Genomic DNA, 19,716 nt, shown 5'->3' with positions numbered 1-19,716 from the left:
GAGGACGTTCGGTCTGTACGTGATCAGGAGAACGAACGGACCCACGCTGTGAAGGGCTCCGAGAACTCTGCCGAGTACGGAAGCGGCGCGACGTAGTCGGCACCGGTGGACTGTTCGTCGCCGATGTCCTTGAGTACGAAGTTGGCGTTGCGCATCCGCACGGAAGTCAGCGCTGTATGTGAGAGCGCGGCGTCGAGTGCCGCGACATCGGCGGGAATGACTTGGATGTCTTTGTCCGAGCAGCTCGTGAGAACGGGCATGCCCGCCGGTAGCGCCGCCACGAGCGCAACCGGGTCCAATGCGTCTTCCTCGGCGAGTGCCTTGGCATTGGCGTGTACGAGTCCCGCATTCTGCAGCGGCTCGGGCAGGTCATCCGGAACAGTGCCCTCGGATCGCAGCGACTCGACGGCATCGGCGAGCGCGACGCGCAGTTCGTCAGCCAGTTCGACCGGCAACTGACCGGCGCCGACGACCGCATCGAGCTGGCGGTGAATCTGCGTCGTGAGTAGATCGAGAAGTCTGACGCTCAGTGGCTCGAGCAGTGCGAGGGCACTGACTCTGGCGCCCTCCTTCGCGGTGGCGAGAGCCAGTGCGACTACGGCGCCGTCGCTGTGTCCGACCACGAACAAGCGCTCGGGATCGACACCGGGTTGCCCGGCGAGGTAGTCCAGTCCGTCGGAGGCGGCGTCGACAAAAGTGTTGAAGCCGAGATCGGCGATGTCCTCGATGTCGTAGTCACCGAGGGCGGTTTCGCCACTGCCGAGCTTGTCGTAACGCAGGCTTGAAATCCCTTGTTTTTCAAGAAGATCCGCGATGAACCGCAGAGTTCCGATGTCGCCTTCGAGGAGGGCGCTGTCGCCGTTGCGATCGGTGGGGCCGCTGCCGGCCAGAATCAGCGCGGCCGGGGCAGGGGCGTCGGGTGAGGCGGCCAGGCGAAGACTCCCGTACAGGGTGACGTCGCCGGATTGGAACGAGATCTCGGTGTCGGACATGACGACTTGTCTACCAGGTCGGTGCGGTCAGGCGGTGCGCAGACTCCGGACACGACGCCAGCCACGCCAGCTGAACCACAAGAGCGCGGCGAGCAGGGGAATGATCAGGAGCGGCAAGATCATCGCGATCAAGGAAGTGAAGAAAGTCAGCACATCCTCGATGACGGAAACGACGGGATTTGCCAGCCCACCGGTAGTGGCCGTACTGACCGCGCGAGTGCCGGTCTGCGCGGCGCTGAACGTCAACGCCGTCGGCGCTCCGACGATGATGCCCGCCAACGCGGCCATCGCAGGGTCGAGATGACTGAATGCCGCCCAGGCGGCGATCACTCCGGCAATCGGTCCGGTGACGTTCCCGATCACCGAGAGTGCGTTGTCCACGAACGGAATGAGGTCGGCACCCAGTTCGACCACCGCGGCGATTGCCAATGCGACCAGCGCGCCGGTCGATCCGATCCACCGCATCGACTCGCCGACGGTGGTCCCGAACAGTTCGAAGTGGACGGCAGCGCTGAGCATCAGCAGCGGCAGGAAGGTTCGCATTCCGGACGCTGCGGCGAGTCCGAGGCCGAGCATGGCCGGCAACACCCAGGTATCCATGGGTGGAGTTTAGGTCTACTGTGCGCCTTTATTAACCGCCGGCGGTTAATAAAGGCGCACAGCAAAGTCTCGGAAAGGACCTTTCATGGCGACAAACCCGCAGCCGATGTTCTTCCTCAACCTGCCCGTCAAGGACCTCGGCAAGGCCACCACCTTCTACGAGGGCCTCGGATACTCCAAGAACACGCAGTTCTCCGACGAGAATGCGTCGTCGATGGTCATCAGTGACACCATCGTCGTGATGCTGTTGGCCGAGCCCTTCTTCAAGACCTTCACCACCAAGGGCATCGCCGACACCTCGACGTCGACGGAAGCGCTGCTCGGTCTCTCGGCCGAGACCCGTGAGGCCGTCGACGCCCTCGTCGACAAGGCGCTCGCGACCGGCGGTTCCGAAGGAAACGCGACGCAGGATCACGGCTTCATGTACAGCCGCAGCTTCCAGGATCCCGACGGCCACATCTGGGAAATCATCTGGATGAATCCCGAGAACATCGAGGGCTGAGCGACCGAACTTCCTCGGCGAGAGGCGAAACCCCGAAAACACTCGTAGCGTGGAGTGGTGACTGTCGCAAAAACCCTCGGAGAGCTACGCGCCTCCGGACACGTACAGCGAAGTGTCAAGGAAGAACTACGAGAGAATCTTCTCGCCGCGTTGCGGGACGGCCGTGACCCCTGGCCCGGGATAGTCGGGTTCGAGGACACGGTCGCCCCGCAACTCGAGCGGGCGCTGATCGCCGGCCACGACGTGGTTCTGCTCGGCGAACGAGGTCAGGGAAAGACGAGGCTGCTTCGCACTCTCGGGCTCCTGCTCGACGAGTGGACGCCCGTCATCGAAGGCTCGGAACTGGGGGAGCACCCGTACGAGCCGATCACCCCGGCTTCGATACGTCGAGCCAAGGAACTGGGCGACGACCTCCCGATCGCCTGGCGCCACCGCAGCGAGCGGTACTCCGAGAAGTTGGCGACGCCGGATACCTCGGTCGCCGACCTGATCGGCGACGTCGATCCGGTCAAGGTTGCCGAAGGCCGGAGCCTCGGCGATCCGGAGACCATTCACTTCGGCCTCGTGCCTCGCGCGCATCGCGGAATCGTGGCCATCAACGAGCTCCCCGACCTCGCCGAACGCATCCAGGTCTCTTTGCTCAACGTGATGGAAGAGCGGGACATCCAGGTCCGCGGGTACACGCTTCGGCTTCCGTTGGACGTTCTTCTGGTCGCGAGCGCCAACCCCGAGGACTACACCAACCGCGGGCGCATCATCACACCACTCAAGGACCGCTTCGGCGCCGAGATCCGCACTCACTACCCCGTCGAGCTGGCGGGCGAGATCGCGGTGATCGAGCAGGAGGCGCACCTGGCCGCGGAGGTGCCCGACTACCTTCTCGAAATTCTTGCCAGATTCACTCGCCTGCTCCGCGAATCCACCTCGGTGGACCAGCGATCGGGTGTGTCGGCACGCTTTGCCGTCGCCGGCGCGGAAACCGTCAGTGCCGCCGCGGTACGACGGGCAGCGGTGCTCGGCGAAGCCGATCCTGTTGCACGGCCCGTCGATCTCGAGTCCGTGGTCGAGGTTCTTCGCGGCAAGGTCGAGTTCGAATCCGGTGAAGAGGGACGGGAACTGGAGGTGCTCGAGCACCTGCTGCGTCGCGCGACCGCCGATACGGTTCGGGTACGTCTCGGCGGGATCGACCTGGGGATGCTGGTTGCTGCGGTGGAGATGGGCAACACGATCGTCACCGGTGAATCTGTCACGGCCAAGGCATTTCTCGACGAGCTTCCGGACCTCGAGGTCCTGGACGAAGTAGCCGAACGTCTCGGTGCGCAATCCGACGGCGAGCGTGCCGCCGGTGCCGAACTTGCCCTCGAAGGGCTTTACCTCGCGCGCCGGATCTCCAAAGATCAAGGCCCGGGCGGCCGCTCGGTATATTCGTAAGGGGCAGTGATGATCCACAATCCGCGGTACGGGCCTTACGACGGTGGTCCCGATCCGCTCGCGCCTCCCGTGGATCTGCGCGAGGCCCTGGCAGCAATCGGCGACGACGTGTTGTCGGGCACGTCGCCGCGCCATGCCCTCCGAGAGCTCCTGCGCCGAGGCAACCGGGACATGCGCGGGCTCGACGACCTTGCTGCCCAGGCGAACCGGCGCCGACGTGAGTTGCTACGCCGCAACAATCTCGACGGAACGCTCGACGAGGTTCGTAAGCTTCTCGACAAGGCGGTGCTCGAAGAGCGCAAAGAACTGGCACGTGCTCTCGACGACGACGCACGATTCAACGAAATGCGGATCGAGGAGTTACCGCCGTCGACAGCTCAGGCCGTGCAAGATCTGGCCGACTACAACTGGCGCAGCGAACAGGCTCGCGCGGATTACGAGAAGATTCGTGATCTGCTCGGACGTGAGGTTCTCGATCAACGCTTCTCGGGAATGAAGCAGGCACTCGAGGGCGCCACCGACGAGGATCGTGAGCAGATACGCCAGATGCTGGCTGATCTGAATCAACTGCTCGACGCGCACTCTCGCGGGGTCGACACTGCGGAGCAGTTCGCGGAGTTCATGGACAAGCACGGGCAGTATTTCCCGGACAACCCGCGCAACGTCGAGGAACTTCTGGATTCTTTGGCGCAGCGCGCGGCGGCTGCACAACGATTGCGGAACTCGCTCTCGCAGGAGCAGCGTGACGAGTTGGATGCGTTGGCGCAGCAGGCATTCGGTGATCCGAGCCTGATGAGTGAGCTGAGTCAACTCGACCAGTTCCTTCAGGCGGCTCGGCCGGGTGAGGACTGGGAAGGTTCGCAACAGTTCCGCGGCGACAACGGAATGGGGTTGGGTGAGGGGACCGGTGCCCTGCAGGACATCGCCGAGCTGGAATCCTTGGCGGATCAACTGTCGCAGCAATACGCGGGCGCGGCGCTCGACGACATCGACCCCGAGCTACTCGCGCGGCAACTCGGCGACGAAGCCGCCGCTGATGCTCGCACCCTGGCCGATCTCGAAAAGGCTTTGCAGGAACAGGGTTTCTTCGATCGTGCACCGGATGGTCAATGGCGCTTGTCGCCCAAAGCCATGCGACAGCTCGGACAGACTGCTCTGCGCGATGTCGCCGGGCAACTGTCGTCACGAACCGGTCAACGCGATACGCGTCGGGCCGGTGCGATGGGTGAACCGACCGGAGCGTCCCGCGAATGGGAATTCGGGGACACGGAACCGTGGGACGTCACGAGAACCATCACCAACGCCGTCCTGCGTGACCCGGGCCGAATGCCGGTGCGGCTGAGCGTCGTCGATGTCGAGGTGGCCGAAACCGAACAGCGCAGTCAGGCTGCGGTTGCTCTCCTGGTGGACACGTCGTTCTCGATGGTGATGGAAGATCGCTGGGTGCCGATGAAGCGCACCGCTCTGGCACTCAATCATCTGGTGAGTACGCGATTTCGCAGCGACGAACTCCAGTTGATCGCCTTCGGACGCCACGCGCACGTGCTGAGCCCGTCGGAGCTCGCTGGTTTGGACGGCGCGTGGGACCAGGGAACCAACCTGCACCACGCACTGTTGTTGGCGGCCAGGCATCTTCGACGCCACTCCAACGCACAGCCGGTGGTACTGATCGTCACCGACGGTGAGCCGACGGCTCATCTCGAAGCGGACGGAGAAGCCAGGTTCGACTACCCGCCGAGTGCGCGAACCCTCGGTTTGACGGTTCGAGCACTCGACGCGGTGGCCAGGCTGGGCGCCAAGGTCACGTTCTTCCGCCTCGGTGAGGATCCAGGTCTGGCCAGGGTGGTCGACCGGATGGCGCACCGGGTGGGTGGACGCGTCATCGCGCCGGACCTGGACGGCCTCGGCGCCGCGGTCGTGAGTGACTACATGCGAGGTCGCCGCTAATTCTGCCGCCGTCAGTCTTGTTCAGCGGGCTGGTGCTGGGTGATGCAGTGGATGCCGCCGCCACGTTCGAACAGCGGTCTGGCGTCGACGGTGACGACGGTGCGCCCGGGGTAGGCGGCCGCAAGGATCCGGGCCGCTTCGGCGTCGGCCGGATCGTCGAAGCTGCAGGCGATCACTCCGCGATTGACCACGAGATGGTTGATGTAGCTGTAGTCGACGAATCCCTCGTCGTCGCGCAGGATCTCGGGCGCAGGTACCCGAATGACCTTCCACGGCCGACCGCCGACGTCCGTCGAGCTTTCGAACAACTCGATGATCGTCTTGCTGACGGCGTAGTCGGGGTGCACCGGATTGCGTTGGTCATGGACGAGTACAACTCCGGGGGAAGAGATGGCAGCGACGATGTCGACGTGTCCGCGCGTTCCGTACGTCTCCTGATCGCGAGTCAATCCGCGGGGAAGCCAGATCACGTGCTTGGCGCCGATGGTGCGGGCGAGTTCGGCCTCGATGTCGGCCTTCGTCAGGTCGGGGTTTCGTCCCGGATCGAGTTGGACGGTTTCGGTGACCAAGACGGTGCCGAGACCGTCGACTTGAATACCGCCGCCCTCGTTGACGATTGGTGAGTCGATCAACTGGGCACCGGATTGTTCGACGACAAATGCGCCGATCTTCGAGTCCTTGTCCCACTGCGCCCAATCCTGTGCACCCCAGCCGTTGAACACCCAGTTGACTCCGCCGAGACGGCCTTCGTCGGACAGGACGAACGTCGGCCCGATGTCGCGCATCCACGCGTCGTCGAGAGGTGCCTCGACGATGTCGACCTTCTCGGACAGGTACTTTCGTGCTTCTTCGACTTCGGCGGGATCGACGACGACGGTGACCGGCTCGAATTCGGCGACGGCGTGGGCGACGGCCGCCCACGTCGAGCGCGCTTCGTGCTGTTCTTCCGCGGTGTCCCCGAGAGAGTATCCGGCGCTCGGGTACGCCATCCAGGTACGTTCGTGCGGTTCACTTTCCGCGGGCATGCGCCAGGTCATCGGTTGGCTCCTGCAGTGTTCACCGGTGCGGTCAGGGCCGAGTAGGTGTCGGGTCGGCGAGTGGCCAGGAACGGGAACAGCGCAAGCCAGTCTTCACGGTGCTGCAGGTCGAGATCTGCGACCAGGACGGCTGATTCGTCGCGCGGAGCCTGAACGAGGATGCGTCCGTACGGGTCCGAGATGAACGACGAACCGTAGAAGGTGATGAGACCTTCACTGCCGTGGCGATTGGGGACAACCATGAAAGTGCCGTTGGCGATACCGTTTCCGACGATCACTTGCTGCCACAGCGGTTGGGTGTCGAAGTTCGGGTGATCGGGTTCCGAGCCGATCGCCGTCGGGTACACCAGGACCTGGGCACCGGCGAGGGAGTATGCACGTGCGACCTCGGGGAACCACTCGTCCCAGCATGTCGGGAGTCCGAACTTGGCGCCGAGTGCCTCGTGAACGGGGTATGCGTCCTCGGACGGACCGCCGCGAAAGTACGTGTCCTCGTAGTACCCGGCCGTCACCGGAATGTGGAGCTTGCGGGTACGACCGAGAAGTTCACCCCCGGGCGAGACCAGGATCGCGGTGTTGAAGCCCAGGCCGTCCTCGGCGTCACTGCGCTCGTACAACGACGCGTGAACGAGAACCTGGTTCTCCGCGGCGGCCTTGGTGGCGAAGGCGAAAGTGGGTCCGGTGAGCAGGTCTTCCGCCGCGCGTCCGGGATTGTCGCCGGCCGGGGTGGAGGCGGGGTAGCGGCTGAGCGTCAGCTCCGGAAGAAAGACCACGGAAGCGCCCAGCTTCGCTGCGGACGCAATGGCTTCGCTCAATTCAGCGTGGAGGTCGTCTTGGTCCTCGTGCCAGCGATGCTGGACGAGACCTACACGCAGAGGAGTGGACGTGGACGGCGAAGTCGCGGCCGGTGACTCGGGTGGGGTGAGGGCGGTGATCGTCAGCATGGGGTTTCCTCGGTGCTCGGGTATTCGACGTTCAACGTAAAACGAATGTGATTCGTTAAGTATGGTGGGTGAGCGCTGATTGATCAAGGACTTTCGAGGAATTGTTTTTTGCAGCGCCCCGAACGGTGTGGATCACTACAGGAGGACATATGCCGCGGCCATCGCAACGACTGCTCTCACCGGCGATCATCACCGAGGCAGCGATCGAGTCGGTGGACGAATCCGGCGACTTCACCATGCCGGGACTCGCCGCAAGACTGAAGGTTCGACCGTCCTCGCTCTACAATCACGTTTCCGGACGAGCCGAGATCGTCGAACTGATGAGGGCTCAGCTGATGGCAGGAATCGACGTCGAGTCGGCCTCGGGGACCTGGAGTGAGACCGTCGCGGCGCTGGCAGCCGAGTACCGGCGAAGCTACGCCGCGCATCCTCGTCTGATTCCGCTCTTCACGGCCCAGACGGTGCAGGCCGGTGTGGCGTTCACTCTGTACAACGCATTGGCGCAGGCATTTGCCGATGGTGGCTTCGACCCGACCGAAACACTGCACGCGATCACGACCGTCGACAGTTTTGTTCTCGGTTCGGCCTTGGACCTGGCGGCGCCGGACGTCCAGTGGGCGTCGGGACCCGAAGCCAACGACGCGATGAAGGCGGCGTTGGCAACATCCGGGAAAAATCCCGAACGTGCCGACGCCGCCTTCGAATTCGGCTTGCGCGTGTTGATGGCGGGCCTGATCGCGCAGGCCCCCGAATCTATTGTCTCCTAGGACACGCTGAGGTCGTTCTCGTCGCGCAGAGCCTCCGTGTCGCGGTTGAGGGTCTTGCCCTCGAAGAACTCGGGATTGCGCACTCGCATGACCATCATCAGGACCGCGCCGAGGATGAGGATTCCGAAGCCGAGGAAGAAGACCAGGCCGATTCCGCCGATGGATGCTCCGCTGGCATTGTCCGGATTCATACTCTCCTGGACCGAAATGACGAACACCGCAAGCAGCATGAGGCCACCGATGAGTGGGAACGCGAGCCGAAAGACGAAGTTTCGTACGCTCTCGAAAAGCGTCTTGCGGAAGTACCACACGCACGCGAATGCGGTGATGCCGTAGTACCAGCAGATCATGATGCCGAGTGCGGCGATCGTGTCGAGCAGAGCACTTTCGGACAGGAACGTGACGACGCTGTAGAACACTGCGGTTACCGCGCCTGCCACGACGGTCGCGTACGACGGCACCAGGAACCGAGGCGAGACCTCGGCGAGCTTCTTGGGGAAAGCTCCGTATGCACCCATGGCGAGCATGGTTCGTGCCGCGGGCAGGAACGTGGTCTGCAGGCTGGCGACTGAAGAGACGAAGACCGCGAGGAACAGAAGCATTCCGCCCCAGTTGCCCAGTACCGGGTCGGCCAGAGCGCCGAAGACGTTCTCGGAGTTGTCGGGATTGCCGAGGCCGAGGCCTTCCTCGCCGACGCCGGCGTACATCATCGCGGCAACGGCGACCAGCAGGTAGGTAAGGAGAATGGTTGCGACACAGAGCAAACCGGCGCGGCCGGGGGTCTTCTTGGGGTTCTTCGACTCCTCGCCCAGCGTGAGACAGGTATCCCAGCCCCAGAACGCGAAGATCGATCCGGTGAGTCCGATGACAAACGCACCGATGGCGAGTCCGCTGAACGGGTTGAACCAACTCAGGTCGAAGGACAATCCGGCCGGGGCGTCGCCGGCGCCGACGTGAACCAGTGCAACGACGGCGAAGACGACCAGCAGCACCATCTGGAAGCCGACGAGCGCGAACTGTACGCGCTCGCTGGTGGTGATTCCCCGACTGGCAATCCAGGTGGCCAACGCGATGAAGACGAGTGTGGTGCCGACGTTGACGAATTTATTGCCCGGCAGATCGGCGATGGAGGGATTGTCGGCCACCCGCGCGATGAACAGATAGAAGAAGTCGACGGCAATCGCAGCGAGGTTCGAGAGCACGATGATGGTGGCGATCACCATGCCCCAGCCGCACATCCAGCCGACGTACGGTCCGAATGCCTTGGTGGACCACGTGAATGACGCTCCGCAGTCAGGAGTGTCGGAGTTCAGTTCGCGGTACGCGTACGCGGTGAGGAACATCGGGATGAAGCCGGCGATGAAGATGGCGGGCATCTTGAGACCGACCGCGGCGACGATCAATCCGATGCTGGCCGTCAGGGTGTAACCCGGTGCCACGGAGGAGATTCCGAGCACCGCGCCGGAGATCATGCCGATCTTGCCGGTGGCGAGGCCTTTGGAACTCAGTTCGGTGCTGGTCATGACAGTGCCTCCGGCTGGGTGAATTCGTGCTTTGGCACTACGACCATGGGTACGGGCAGTACGCGCAGCATCTTGGCGGCGGTCGAGCCCAGGAACAGTTTGCGGGGCTGCGCGAGACGGCTGGAACCGACCATCACGAGGTCGCCGTCCTGCCAGTCCAGTTGACGCACTGCCGATTCCACGGTAGATCCGTCGGCAATGATGACCTCGATGGGGAACTCCGCGGGGAGCGCGGCTCTTGCGACGTCGAGTGTGTCCTGAGCGTGATTTCGTGCACGCTCCCTGGCCGACTCGGCGGTGTCGCGATGATCGCGCAGATCGTTCTGGGGGTCGAGCGCTACCAGTGAGACCAGTCGCAACGGAACCTGCATCAGTTCGCTGGCGCGCACGGCGGTGTTCAAGACGATGTCGGCGCCGACACGGGTGCCGAGTGCACAGGTGACCTCTCGTATCGCAGTGGCCGCCGAGTTCCGCGTTCCGCGAGGCGCCAGTGCTACCGGGACATGGGCGGAGTGAAGCAGTTCGGTCGAGACCGAACCTATCGCGTGACGGCCGAGCAGACCGTCGCCGGAAGCTCCCACCACGATCGCGAGCGCATTCAGTCGGTCCACTTCGTCGAGCAGGCCCTGAGCGAATGACTCGTGGAAGCTCAGGTGTACTTCCACTTGGATGTCCTCGGGCACCGACGCTTTCGCCTCGGCGAGCCAGTCGTGTGCACGCGCGGCGAGGATGTCGTCGTAGCCGGCTTCCGAGGGAACCTTGGCCGGCAGTGTCCGATCCGGTGGGAGGACCATGCAGATGTCGAGTTGCGCGCCGAGACTGCGCGCGAGCTGGGCCCCGAGGACCAGCCCGTCTTTACCGCTGGGTGTGGCGAGGTATCCGACGATAAGGCGCATGGTGGCTCTTTTCCGGATTGGAGGAATCTGCTGTGCGCCTTTATTAACCGCGGGGGGTTGATAAAGGCGCACAGCAGGAGGGGCGGCGACTCAGTCGTGCGAACTCATGACGTGCTTGAGACGGGTGTAGTCCTCGACTCCGTAGGCCGAGAGATCCTTGCCGTAACCGGAATACTTGAAGCCGCCGTGCGGCATTTCGGCGACGAGCGGGATGTGGCAGTTGATCCACACCGCACCGAAGTCGAGAGCAGCGGAGACGCGTTGCGTGACACCGTGATCCTTGGTCCAGATGCTCGAGGCCAGGCCGAACCGAACGTCGTTGGCAAGCGTGATCGCCTCCTTCTCGTCGGAGAAGCTCTGGACTGTGAGGATAGGACCGAAAGTCTCTTCCTGCACGATGTCGTCCGATTGTGCGACGCCGGTGATGACGGTCGGCTCGAAGAAGAATCCGGTTTCGCCCGAACGCTTTCCGCCGGTAACGATCTTGGCCGACGCCGGCAGGTTCGCGATCTTGTCGCTCACGGCGTTGAAGTGGTTGATGTTGTTGAGCGGGCCGTAGAAGGCATCAGGATCGGAAGGCGCTCCGGGGCGCAGCTTCTCGGCGTTCCGGACGAGGGCTTCGACGAGCTGATCGTGGATGGACTCGTGAACGATCACGCGAGTGGCCGCGGTGCAATCCTGGCCGCCGTTGAAGAACGCTGCCTCGGCGATACCGGTGGCGGTCTTCTCGATGTCGACGTCGCCGAAGACGATCGCCGGCGCTTTGCCGCCCAGTTCGAGGTGCGCGCGCTTGAGTTGCTGTGCTGCGGACACGGCGACAGCGATGCCTGCCCGCACCGAACCGGTGATCGAGACGAGACCGAGGGCCGGGTTCTCCACCAACGTCGCGCCGGTTCCGCCGTTGCCGAGCACGACGTTGAACACGCCGTCCGGCAGGATGCCCTTCGAGAGCTTCGCCAGGACCAGCGTGCTGCCCGGTGTGGTGTCGCTGGGCTTGAGGACGATCGTGTTGCCGGCCGCGAGGGCGGGCCCGATCTTCCACAGCGCCATCATGAACGGGTAGTTCCATGGAGTGACCTGACCGACGACGCCGATCGGTTCACGACGGACGTAGGAGGTGAAACCCTCCATGTACTCTCCGGCCGCCTTGCCCTCGAGAAGTCGTGCGGCTCCGGCGAAGAACCGCATCTGATCGGCTCCGACCTTGACCTCTTCGTCGGCGATCATCTGGTGAGCCTGGCCGGTGTTGGCGCTTTCGGCTGCGACGATTTCGTCGCTGTGCGCTTCGATGGCGTCGGCGAGCTTGAGGAGTGCAGCCTGCCGCACGCTCGGCGTCGTCTTGCCCCAGGTCTCGAATGCTCTCTGTGCGGCTTCGACGGCGGCGTCGACGTCTTCCTTCGTGGAGACCGGCGTACGCCCGACCACACTCTCGTCCACGGGGTTGATCAGGTCGAGTGTTTCCGTCGCGGCTGAGGCGACGAATTCACCGTTGATGTAGTTCTCGAGTACGACGATCGACATCGGTACCGGTTCCTCTCGAGGTCGAACGAGTTCCGGCCGAGGTGATCAGCACGGAACTCGCACTTTGTGGGGCGTGTGTGAGCAAGTGTGCGCTGACTCACAAGTAAAGGCAGCTGCCAAAAAGGTGAAATCTTTGATCGCCGACGCACCGAGTTGTACAGTCCTGCCCATGACGATCGCTGTGCGGTGGATGTTGGCGCAGCCGGATCTCGCGCTGGAACTCAAAGGTGGCGCCCAGGGTGTCGGTCGCGAAATCACATTTGCGCACGCCACGGAGCTGCTCGACCCGTTTCGATGGTTGACCGGCGGCGAATTCATCCTCACCACCGGCATCCGATTGCCGTCCACTCAGCAAAAGCGCGGCCGCTATCTCCGGATGCTCGACGCGGCGGGAGTGGCGGCGGTGGGATTCGGAACCGGGCTCTCGTACCCCGAGGTCCCGGCCGATCTGGTGGCCGTCGCCGACGAGATCGGACTCCCGCTGATCGAGGTGCCGCTGCCGACGCCGTTTGCTGCCGTCGTCAAGCGTGTGATGAGCCGGTTGGCAGAGCAGGAATACGAAGCGGTCCTCCGGGCGTCGCGGGCGCAACCGCGGATGACGCGTGCCGTCATTTCCGGCGGAACTGCCGCAACCGTGCGTGAACTGGCGATCGCAACCTCGGCGACGGTGCTTCTTCTCGACGTCGCCGGACGAGTTCTCGAGAGCTCACCTCAACTGCCGACGGACGACGTGATCGACGAACTGCGAGCAACTCTCGGGGGCGGTGCCTCCAGTAGCGTGACGCTCGCAAGGTCTGGAGCGTCGATCGCGGTGCAGCAGATCAGCGTCGGGCGAACGCCGTACGGATACCTGGCGGTGATCAGTGCTTCGGCGCTCAGCTACGTCGATCAGATACTGCTCGGTCACGCGAACTCGTTGTTGGCGTTGGACTTCGAGAAACCTGCGCGCCTGCGTGCTACTCAGGATCAGTTGAATTCGCACGCCCTCGGGCTGCTGCTTACCGAGGATCGCGACCCGGCGCCGGCGTGGCAACAGATCAGGCAGGCCGCCGACGGCGAGGGAATGATCCGAGGATTGACAGTTCTTGCCGACACGTCCGACGTAGCGGGACGCGTCGGAGCCGAGATTGCCGAGTTCATGAACAAGGCAGGGCGGCAGTTGTTCTCGCGGATCAACGACACTCGCGTCACGGTGCTGCTGCGTGGAACCGACGACGTCGAGTTCGCCCGAGAGCTGCTCGGCGGGGTATCGAGGTCGGATCTTCGCGCGCTTCGTGTCGGCTTGAGCGCGCGACGGGTGGTCGCTGCGCTGGCGGTCGCCGTCGAACAGTCCCAGCTGTGTGCGTCGGCGGCCGAAATCGGTGGCGAACCTTTGGAATTCGCGGCGCTGACCGGAAGTGTGCTGCTGTCTTTCGATTCGACGCGTGAAGTGCTCAACACGTTGGCGGAAACGATGATCACACCGATCGAGGACTACGACCGTGACAACGGCACCGAACTGCTGGCGTCGTTGCGGGCATTTCTCGAGGCCAACGGACACTGGGAAGCGGCCGCCATCACGATGGGCGTTCACCGGCACACACTGCGGAGCCGAATGGCGAAGGTGGAGAGCCTGATCGACTGTCGGCTGGAAGTGGCCAGGGTTCGGGCCGAACTACTGCTCTCGATCATTGCCCGGCAATCGTGACTGCCGGGCAATGATCGAGACTTGGCAAAGCGGCCGTCAGGCCTTGCTGCGAGCGATGATGTCGGCTGCGGTTCGCTGACCCATCCGAACGGCACCGTCGACGTGCTGGTACCCCTCGGCCGCAATGTCGGAGCACGAGAAGTGAATCGGGCCGACGGGCGTGCGGGAATCCGCGCCGTAGCGGTGCAGGCCTCCGAGGTCGAAGCTCGCTGCGTACGCACCGCGGGTCCATTCCTCCGAGCCCCAGTCGGATTCGTAGTACACAACCGGCTCTTCGGCCTTCGGGCCGAGATAGCGGGCAAGTGAGGCCAGAATCGTGGCCTTACGCTCCTCGACGGAAAGCTGGAACATCGCGTCGGCCTTCTCGTCGGAGACGAACGCGACCAGGGTGCCGCGATCGTCCTCGTGGTTGGTGTTGTCGTACACCTCCTGCACTACCTCGGACGCGCCGAAGCCGGTGCCGGAGAGGCCGTCTTCGCGCCAGAAAGGCGTCTCGTACACCGCGTGAACCTTGATGACGAGGCCGAGGGACTGGTGCTGGTGCATCTGGTGCTGACGACGCGGCAGCGGGGGATCGTACGAGATTCGGGAGTAGAGGTTGGGCGGTACGGCCAGGATCACTCGGCTTGCCTCGACGCGAACATCGCCGTCCGCCAACACCGTTGCACCGGATTCGTTCCACTTCACCGTTCGCACGGGTGCGTTGAGGAAGACGTCGTCACCGAGGGCCTCCGCCATGCGGATCGATACCTGCTGCATTCCGCCGATCACTCGCTTGTCGAGGATGAAGTCCTCGTCGACAAGGTGGGAGAACGAACCTGCGGAAGCGGCCATGAGTACGGCCTGCAGGGCAGAGAACGAGTGGGCGGGCTTGGTGAGCATGCCACCGGCGATGAAGAGGCCGATGTTGTCACGTGCCTCGGCGTCGTCAGACTGATTGATCAGCCACTGCTTGAAGGAGACTGTGTCGAGATCGCGGGCGAGGGGATGTGCCCACGGTTCCTCGGCGCCGATCTGTGCTGCGAGATCGTCCATCTCGTCGATGAGACGGTCCATCTCCTTCTTCGTGGTGTCGTTCGTGGGGAAGGAATCACCCGTGTACTGCGTCCGCTCACCTGCCGACGAGATGTAGACGGACTCGCCCTCGCGGTAGCGCTCGAAAGTTTTCAGGCCGAGTTCGTCGAGCAAGGAGATCAGCGCGGTCTGGTCGGGGGAGACCCACTGGCCGCCGATTTCCAGAACTGCTCCGTCGATGGTGTCGGTCCACGTGCGGCCGCCGACGCGGTCGCGCGCTTCGATTACAGCGACGGTCAAACCGGCCTTGCGCAGCGCGGTTGCAGCTGCCAGGCCAGAGGGGCCGGCGCCGACGATTGCAACGTCTCTCTGGAGAGTAGGCACTTGCGAGCTCCTTCATGTTGAGCACCGCTCGAGTCGAAAGCTGCCGACGAGCGAGTGAACGGGTGTCGGTTTTCAGTCTGTCCCGAGGAGACGCACACCACACCTGACGAAACGGAGTGTTCGATCGTCGAACTTGTGCCGTTTAGGCGCGGCTAGCCGTTGATGACGTGACGATCGCCGAGCGGTCGGCTCAGCGGGACATCCAAGCTGCCGAACACGGCAACCAGAATGCACATCTTGTCCGCGGCCTCGGGCAGTGCCCCGGTTCGGAGCGTGACGATCACCGTCGTATCGGTCTCTTCGACGGTTGCGTACGCGCCGTAGCACTCCGGAGTGCCGGTCACGAAGTGGACGGCCACCGTGTGATCGTCGACCTCGGACCACGATTCGAACATCGTGGCCGTCGCACCCACGATGTCGGTGCGGCTGTCGAACTCCGTGCCCATCTCGCTGTCGTCGACCTCGTCGGGAACGGGGGTTCCGAGCGACCAGTCGGCGGGACTTGCTTCGTTGGCCGCCATCGGATTCGGTGCGGCAACCGGCCCCGTGGTCTGGGCCCCGACGGAGCATCCGGCCACAGCAAGGCAGGCCAGAACGGCGAGGGTTAGTACACGCATGAATCCACCGTAACCCTGCTCAAGCGAGTAGCGCTGTGACCAGCGCAATTGCCGGAATTGACGCCAAAGTGGTGACAAAGGCACTGTCTCGGGCGAGGACCATTCCGCGCCGATAGCGGCTTGCGTAGATGAAGACGTTCTGCGCCGTCGGCAACGTCGAGACGACCACGATGGCGAACAACTGATGACCGTCGATGTCGAGGAGGAAATGCGCCATCAGATAGGCCAGCACAGGTTGGACCACGATCTTGAGCGTCGACGCCAGCGCCACGTCGCGGCGTGGACTCGAGCCCTTCTCCAGCACCCGCACGCCGTAGAGCGAGAGCCCGAATGCCAACAGCGCACCGGGGACCGACGTCGCGCCGATCAATTCGAAAGGCTGCATCAGCGGCCGGGGCGGTACCCAACCGATCAACGCGACGATCAACCCCGCAGCGCCCGCGAGCACGATCGGATTCTTGAACGGGGCGGTGACGGTGTCGATCAACGAGAGCTTCTCGGCATCCGCGCCGCGAAGGGCCGTCAGATCGAGGATCGTCAAGGCGATCGGGGAGTACACGACGATCTGAAAGAGCAGGAGCGGCGCGACGAACGTGGCATCGCCGAGCACGAACACCGCGATCGGGATTCCGAGGTTGGCTGAATTCACGTACGAAGCCGACAGCGCGCCGATGGTCAGTTCGGGTAGCGGCCGGTTGAGCCAGATCTTTGCGACGACGACGTACAGAGCGCCGACGGCAAAGGCAGTAGCCGACGCAACGGCGAGCGTCGGCGAGAAGATCACCGAAAGATCGGACGACGCGAGGGTGGTGAACAGCAGGGCAGGCGTCGCGACGAAGAAGACGAGTCGACCGAGAACGAACTGTCCTTGGCTACCGAGGGTGCCGAGACGGCCGAGGAGATACCCGACCGCGATGACAACAAAAATTACGGTGAAACCCGCAACAACTCCCGACACGCTGCGGGCACCTCTCGACTGGAATGAACGACTTCGGGAAAATCTTAGTCAGGGCAACAAAAAGGCCGCGCAGTCGAGTGACTGCGCGACCTCTTCGGTACTTCTACGTGTGACTACCGAGCACGTATGACTACCGGGCGGCGGTGAAGGGGAGCAACGCCATTTCGCGTGCGTTCTTCACTGCAACGGCGACCTGACGCTGCTGCTGCGGGGTCAGGCCCGTGACGCGACGGCTGCGGATCTTGCCGCGGTCCGAGATGAACGTGCGAAGCAAGTTGATGTCCTTGTAATCGACATGCGTGATCTTCGCTGCGAACAACGGGTTCTTCTTGGGCTTACGACCCTCTACGGGGCGTGGCTTCTTCGACGGTGAACGCTTGACTGCCATCCGACTTCCTTACCAGCTCGACTTGTGTACGCCAGGCAGTTCCCCACGGTGCGCCATTTCTCGCACGCGAATCCGGGAGAGCCCGAACTTCCGCAGGTGGCCGCGCGGACGTCCATCCGCAGCGTCTCGATTGCGCAATCGTACCGGACTGGCGTCGCGTGGTAGACGTTGCAGGGTCGCTTGGGCCTTCGCGCGCTCCTCTGCCGAGCTTTTCGGGGAGCGGATCGTCTCCTTGAGAGCGGACCGCTGCTCCGCGTACCGCTCGACGACGACCCGTCGCTGGTTGTTCTTCGCGATCTTCGACTTCTTGGCCATGCCTACTTCTCTTCTCGGAAATCGACGTGCTTTCGCAGCACCGGGTCGTACTTCTTCAGTACGAGTCGATCGGGGTCGTTACGACGGTTCTTGCGGGTCACGTACGTGTACCCGGTGCCCGCGGTGGACTTGAGTTTCACGATCGGGCGGATCTCGTTGCGTGCCATCTGCTCAGACCTTCTCGCCGCGCGCGCGGATCCGGGCGACGACGGATTCGATGCCGTCGCGGTCGATCGTCTTGATGCCCTTGGTCGAGAGCGTGAGTGTGATGCGACGCCCCTCGCTGGGCAGGAGGTAGGTCTTGCGCTGGATGTTCGGGTTCCAGCGACGGTTCGAACGCTTGTGAGAGTGCGAGACGGATTTTCCGAACCCCGGCACACGTCCGGTCACTTGGCAGTGAGCCGACATGGGTGTTCCTTTCAACTTGCAGATGACAATCATTTTCGACAATGCGGTGAGATCAATGTACCGTTCAACCTCGGTAATGACAATCATTCCCAGAAAGGCCCGCTGTGAACACGATCTTGGACGGCAGGACTCCGCTGGTCCTGGTCGCCGGCATGAGCGAATCCACCCCACACACCGCACGAGCGTTGCTGCGAACCGGAACTGTTCTGGTCCACCACGACCTGAGCCACGTCCGTGAAGGGGTGGTCCGGCGGACGGTCACCTCGATGACCGGGAGTGCCGGGTCTGCCGGCACTGTGTCCGAGCGCGAGACGATCCTCGAGCTCGCGCACGGCTGCGTCTCCTGCACCCTGCGCGAAGACTTGCTGCCGCTCCTGCGCCGGCTTCACTCGCACAGTTCGGTGCAGCGGATCGTGTTGCTGTTGGACCGGCAACTCGAGCCCGAGGCGCTGTGCTGGGCGATCGAGCACGTCGTCGTAACCGGCGTCGTCGGCCAACTGGACGGACCGGCGCAGCGGGACGTCCGCGTCGACGCCGTCGTGACGTGCATCGACGCGGCGACCTGGCTGGCAGACGCCACCGGCGACGAAGCTCTCGACGACGACCGCACCCTGGCTCAGGTCGTCGTCGGGCAGGTCGACTTCGCCGACGCGCTCGTCCTACGCGGGTCCGATGCGCTCGACGGCTGGCAGCGGTCCCGCTTGAACGCGGTTCTCGCGCGCATCGCTCCACGGGTACCCGTCTTCGATGAGGGAGACGACATCGAGGCACTGCTCCTCGAGGTGCCTGCGGATGCGCGACGCGGTGAACTGGCCGACGCTCACTCACCGCTGTTGCGTCGCCAGCCGCCGCTCGACGACGACGGCGGAGTGATGCTCGTCGAGTTCACCGCGAACCGGCCGTTCCACCCCGGTCGTCTGCACGAGGCGATCGACGTCCTGCTCGAAGGCGTCGTGTACTCCCGCGGACGAGTCTGGGTGGCGACGCAACCGGGTGAAGCGCTCTGGCTCGAATCGGCGGGCGGTGGCCTGCGAGTTGCCAGCGCGGACACCTGGCTTGCCGCGATGACGCCGGAGGAACGAGACCGCGTTCCAGCTGAACGCCGTGCACTCGCGGCCCTGAAATGGGACGAGCGTTTCGGTGATCGCGACACCTCGATGGTCGTTCTGACCTGCGGTGCGAACCCGCTCGAGATCGACCGAACACTGCAGCACGCCTTGGTCACCGACGACGAATTGGCGGACGAAGCGTCGTGGGCAACGTGGGAAGACCCGTTCGGCGAGTTTCATGAAGACCCGTGTGACGAATCCGAATCACCTTATGCCGAAACCGAATCAACGCGAGAGGGAAACGAATGAAGAAGCAGATGCACCCCGACTACCACCCGGTGGTGTTCCAGGACGCCAGCACCGGCAAGAGCTTCCTGACCCGATCGACCGTGACGAGTGAGCGCACCGTCGAATGGGAAGATGGTGGCACGTACCCGCTGCTGGTCGTCGATGTCACGAGCGACTCTCACCCGTTCTGGACCGGAGCGCAACGTGTGATGGACACTGCAGGACGCGTCGAGAAGTTCGAGCGGCGCTACGGGAAGCGCAAGGCACTCTGATGGCCGTTCCCAAGCGGAAGATGTCCCGTTCCAACACGCGCAGCCGTCGTGCCCAGTGGAAGGCGACGGCGCCCGATCTGGTCGAGGTCACGGCCTTCGGCCAGACCCACCGGGTGCCTCGGCGACTGGTCAAAGCAGTTCGGCTCGGGGTGATCGACCCGAGCCGCATCTGACCG

General features: G+C 63.7%; 22 protein-coding genes. 8 read left to right on the top strand and 14 right to left on the bottom strand.

Features of this window, described 5'->3' with window-relative positions; all coding sequences use genetic code 11:
- Positions 1–23: 23 nt before the first annotated feature.
- Both RHP72_RS21405 and RHP72_RS21400 read right to left on the bottom strand, forming a co-directional pair.
- Positions 24–992, bottom strand: a complete 969-nt coding sequence (locus RHP72_RS21405) for a S9 family peptidase (RefSeq protein ID WP_003946348.1) — start codon at positions 990–992, stop codon at positions 24–26.
- A 27-nt stretch (positions 993–1,019) separates the two neighbouring features.
- Positions 1,020–1,592: a DUF4126 domain-containing protein gene (locus RHP72_RS21400; protein ID WP_311093788.1), complete on the bottom strand. Its 573-nt coding sequence runs from the start codon at positions 1,590–1,592 to the stop codon at positions 1,020–1,022.
- Positions 1,593–1,677: 85 nt separating this feature from the next.
- Between RHP72_RS21400 and RHP72_RS21395 the strand changes: the two genes are divergently transcribed.
- The 3 genes from RHP72_RS21395 to RHP72_RS21385 are packed head-to-tail and all read left to right on the top strand — an operon-like array spanning position 1,678 to position 5,472.
- Positions 1,678–2,094 carry a VOC family protein gene (locus tag RHP72_RS21395; protein ID WP_007727590.1) on the top strand — a complete coding sequence of 139 codons (417 nt, stop codon included), beginning with the start codon at positions 1,678–1,680 and terminating at the stop codon, positions 2,092–2,094.
- 54 nt (positions 2,095–2,148) lie between these two features.
- Positions 2,149–3,525 carry an ATP-binding protein gene (locus RHP72_RS21390; RefSeq protein ID WP_102999408.1) on the top strand — a complete coding sequence of 459 codons (1,377 nt, stop codon included), beginning with the start codon at positions 2,149–2,151 and terminating at the stop codon, positions 3,523–3,525.
- Positions 3,526–3,534: 9 nt separating this feature from the next.
- Positions 3,535–5,472, top strand: coding sequence for a VWA domain-containing protein (locus RHP72_RS21385; RefSeq protein WP_058226066.1), 1,938 nt, complete (start codon positions 3,535–3,537; stop codon positions 5,470–5,472).
- An 11-nt stretch (positions 5,473–5,483) separates the two neighbouring features.
- Here the strand turns inward: RHP72_RS21385 and RHP72_RS21380 are convergent, their stop codons facing one another.
- Both RHP72_RS21380 and RHP72_RS21375 read right to left on the bottom strand, forming a co-directional pair.
- A complete protein-coding gene (locus tag RHP72_RS21380) occupies positions 5,484–6,509 on the bottom strand; it encodes an agmatine/peptidylarginine deiminase (RefSeq protein ID WP_050656889.1) in 1,026 nt (341 codons plus the stop codon).
- A complete protein-coding gene (locus RHP72_RS21375) occupies positions 6,506–7,453 on the bottom strand; it encodes a nitrilase-related carbon-nitrogen hydrolase (protein WP_073512729.1) in 948 nt (315 codons plus the stop codon). Before RHP72_RS21375 ends, RHP72_RS21380 begins: the two co-directional genes overlap by 4 nt.
- Before the next feature lie 149 nt (positions 7,454–7,602).
- Here RHP72_RS21375 and RHP72_RS21370 point away from each other — a divergent pair, with 149 nt between their 5' ends.
- The gene (locus RHP72_RS21370) at positions 7,603–8,220 is read left to right on the top strand and encodes a TetR/AcrR family transcriptional regulator C-terminal domain-containing protein (RefSeq protein ID WP_054781942.1); all 618 of its coding nucleotides are present in this window, start codon (positions 7,603–7,605) and stop codon (positions 8,218–8,220) included.
- Here RHP72_RS21370 and RHP72_RS21365 read toward each other — a convergent pair.
- The 3 genes from RHP72_RS21365 to RHP72_RS21355 all read right to left on the bottom strand — a co-directional run bounded on the left by RHP72_RS21365 (position 8,217) and on the right by RHP72_RS21355 (position 12,160).
- Entirely contained in the window at positions 8,217–9,743 is a 1,527-nt protein-coding gene (locus RHP72_RS21365) for an APC family permease (protein ID WP_003946397.1), read from the bottom strand. The genes RHP72_RS21370 and RHP72_RS21365 overlap by 4 nt on opposite strands.
- Entirely contained in the window at positions 9,740–10,639 is a 900-nt protein-coding gene (locus RHP72_RS21360) for a universal stress protein (RefSeq protein WP_064074030.1), read from the bottom strand. The genes RHP72_RS21365 and RHP72_RS21360 overlap by 4 nt, the downstream gene beginning before the upstream one ends.
- 90 nt (positions 10,640–10,729) lie before the next feature.
- Positions 10,730–12,160 carry a gamma-aminobutyraldehyde dehydrogenase gene (locus RHP72_RS21355; protein ID WP_003946421.1) on the bottom strand — a complete coding sequence of 477 codons (1,431 nt, stop codon included), beginning with the start codon at positions 12,158–12,160 and terminating at the stop codon, positions 10,730–10,732.
- Between the two features lie 169 nt (positions 12,161–12,329).
- Here RHP72_RS21355 and RHP72_RS21350 point away from each other — a divergent pair, with 169 nt between their 5' ends.
- Entirely contained in the window at positions 12,330–13,847 is a 1,518-nt protein-coding gene (locus RHP72_RS21350) for a PucR family transcriptional regulator (RefSeq protein ID WP_003946355.1), read from the top strand.
- Between the two features lie 36 nt (positions 13,848–13,883).
- Here RHP72_RS21350 and RHP72_RS21345 read toward each other — a convergent pair whose 3' ends face one another.
- The 7 genes from RHP72_RS21345 to rpmB form a co-directional block, all read right to left on the bottom strand.
- Complete coding sequence (locus tag RHP72_RS21345) at positions 13,884–15,245, bottom strand: NAD(P)/FAD-dependent oxidoreductase (RefSeq protein WP_311093786.1); 1,362 nt, start codon at positions 15,243–15,245, stop codon at positions 13,884–13,886.
- Positions 15,246–15,397: 152 nt separating this feature from the next.
- A complete protein-coding gene (locus RHP72_RS21340) occupies positions 15,398–15,862 on the bottom strand; it encodes a hypothetical protein (protein ID WP_007727550.1) in 465 nt (154 codons plus the stop codon).
- A gap of 19 nt (positions 15,863–15,881) precedes the next feature.
- Positions 15,882–16,820, bottom strand: a complete 939-nt coding sequence (locus tag RHP72_RS21335) for an AEC family transporter (RefSeq protein ID WP_007727548.1) — start codon at positions 16,818–16,820, stop codon at positions 15,882–15,884.
- A 130-nt stretch (positions 16,821–16,950) separates the two neighbouring features.
- Positions 16,951–17,208, bottom strand: coding sequence for a 30S ribosomal protein S18 (gene rpsR / locus RHP72_RS21330; protein ID WP_003946414.1), 258 nt, complete (start codon positions 17,206–17,208; stop codon positions 16,951–16,953).
- 9 nt (positions 17,209–17,217) lie between these two features.
- Positions 17,218–17,523, bottom strand: coding sequence for a 30S ribosomal protein S14 (gene rpsN, locus RHP72_RS21325; protein ID WP_003946379.1), 306 nt, complete (start codon positions 17,521–17,523; stop codon positions 17,218–17,220).
- A 2-nt stretch (positions 17,524–17,525) separates the two neighbouring features.
- Complete coding sequence (gene rpmG / locus RHP72_RS21320; protein ID WP_003946358.1) at positions 17,526–17,690, bottom strand: 50S ribosomal protein L33; 165 nt, start codon at positions 17,688–17,690, stop codon at positions 17,526–17,528.
- Between the two features lie 4 nt (positions 17,691–17,694).
- Positions 17,695–17,931: a 50S ribosomal protein L28 gene (rpmB, locus tag RHP72_RS21315; protein ID WP_003946346.1), complete on the bottom strand. Its 237-nt coding sequence runs from the start codon at positions 17,929–17,931 to the stop codon at positions 17,695–17,697.
- Positions 17,932–18,035: 104 nt separating this feature from the next.
- Here rpmB and mrf point away from each other — a divergent pair, with 104 nt between their 5' ends.
- Genes mrf through rpmF form a run of 3 tightly spaced genes read left to right on the top strand, consistent with a single transcriptional unit; the run spans position 18,036 to position 19,713 of the window.
- Positions 18,036–19,289, top strand: coding sequence for a ribosome hibernation factor-recruiting GTPase MRF (gene mrf, locus RHP72_RS21310; RefSeq protein WP_003946410.1), 1,254 nt, complete (start codon positions 18,036–18,038; stop codon positions 19,287–19,289).
- On the top strand, positions 19,286–19,540 hold the full coding sequence (locus RHP72_RS21305) for a type B 50S ribosomal protein L31 (protein WP_003946367.1): 255 nt from the start codon (positions 19,286–19,288) through the stop codon (positions 19,538–19,540). Before mrf ends, RHP72_RS21305 begins: the two co-directional genes overlap by 4 nt.
- On the top strand, positions 19,540–19,713 hold the full coding sequence (gene rpmF / locus RHP72_RS21300; RefSeq protein ID WP_007727540.1) for a 50S ribosomal protein L32: 174 nt from the start codon (positions 19,540–19,542) through the stop codon (positions 19,711–19,713). Before RHP72_RS21305 ends, rpmF begins: the two co-directional genes overlap by 1 nt.
- Positions 19,714–19,716: the final 3 nt, after the last annotated feature.

Source organism: Rhodococcus sp. SG20037 (genome assembly GCF_031763325.1).
Taxonomy (GTDB): Bacteria; Actinomycetota; Actinomycetes; order Mycobacteriales; family Mycobacteriaceae; genus Rhodococcus_F; species Rhodococcus_F qingshengii.
This window is presented reverse-complemented; position numbering and strand designations above follow the sequence as displayed.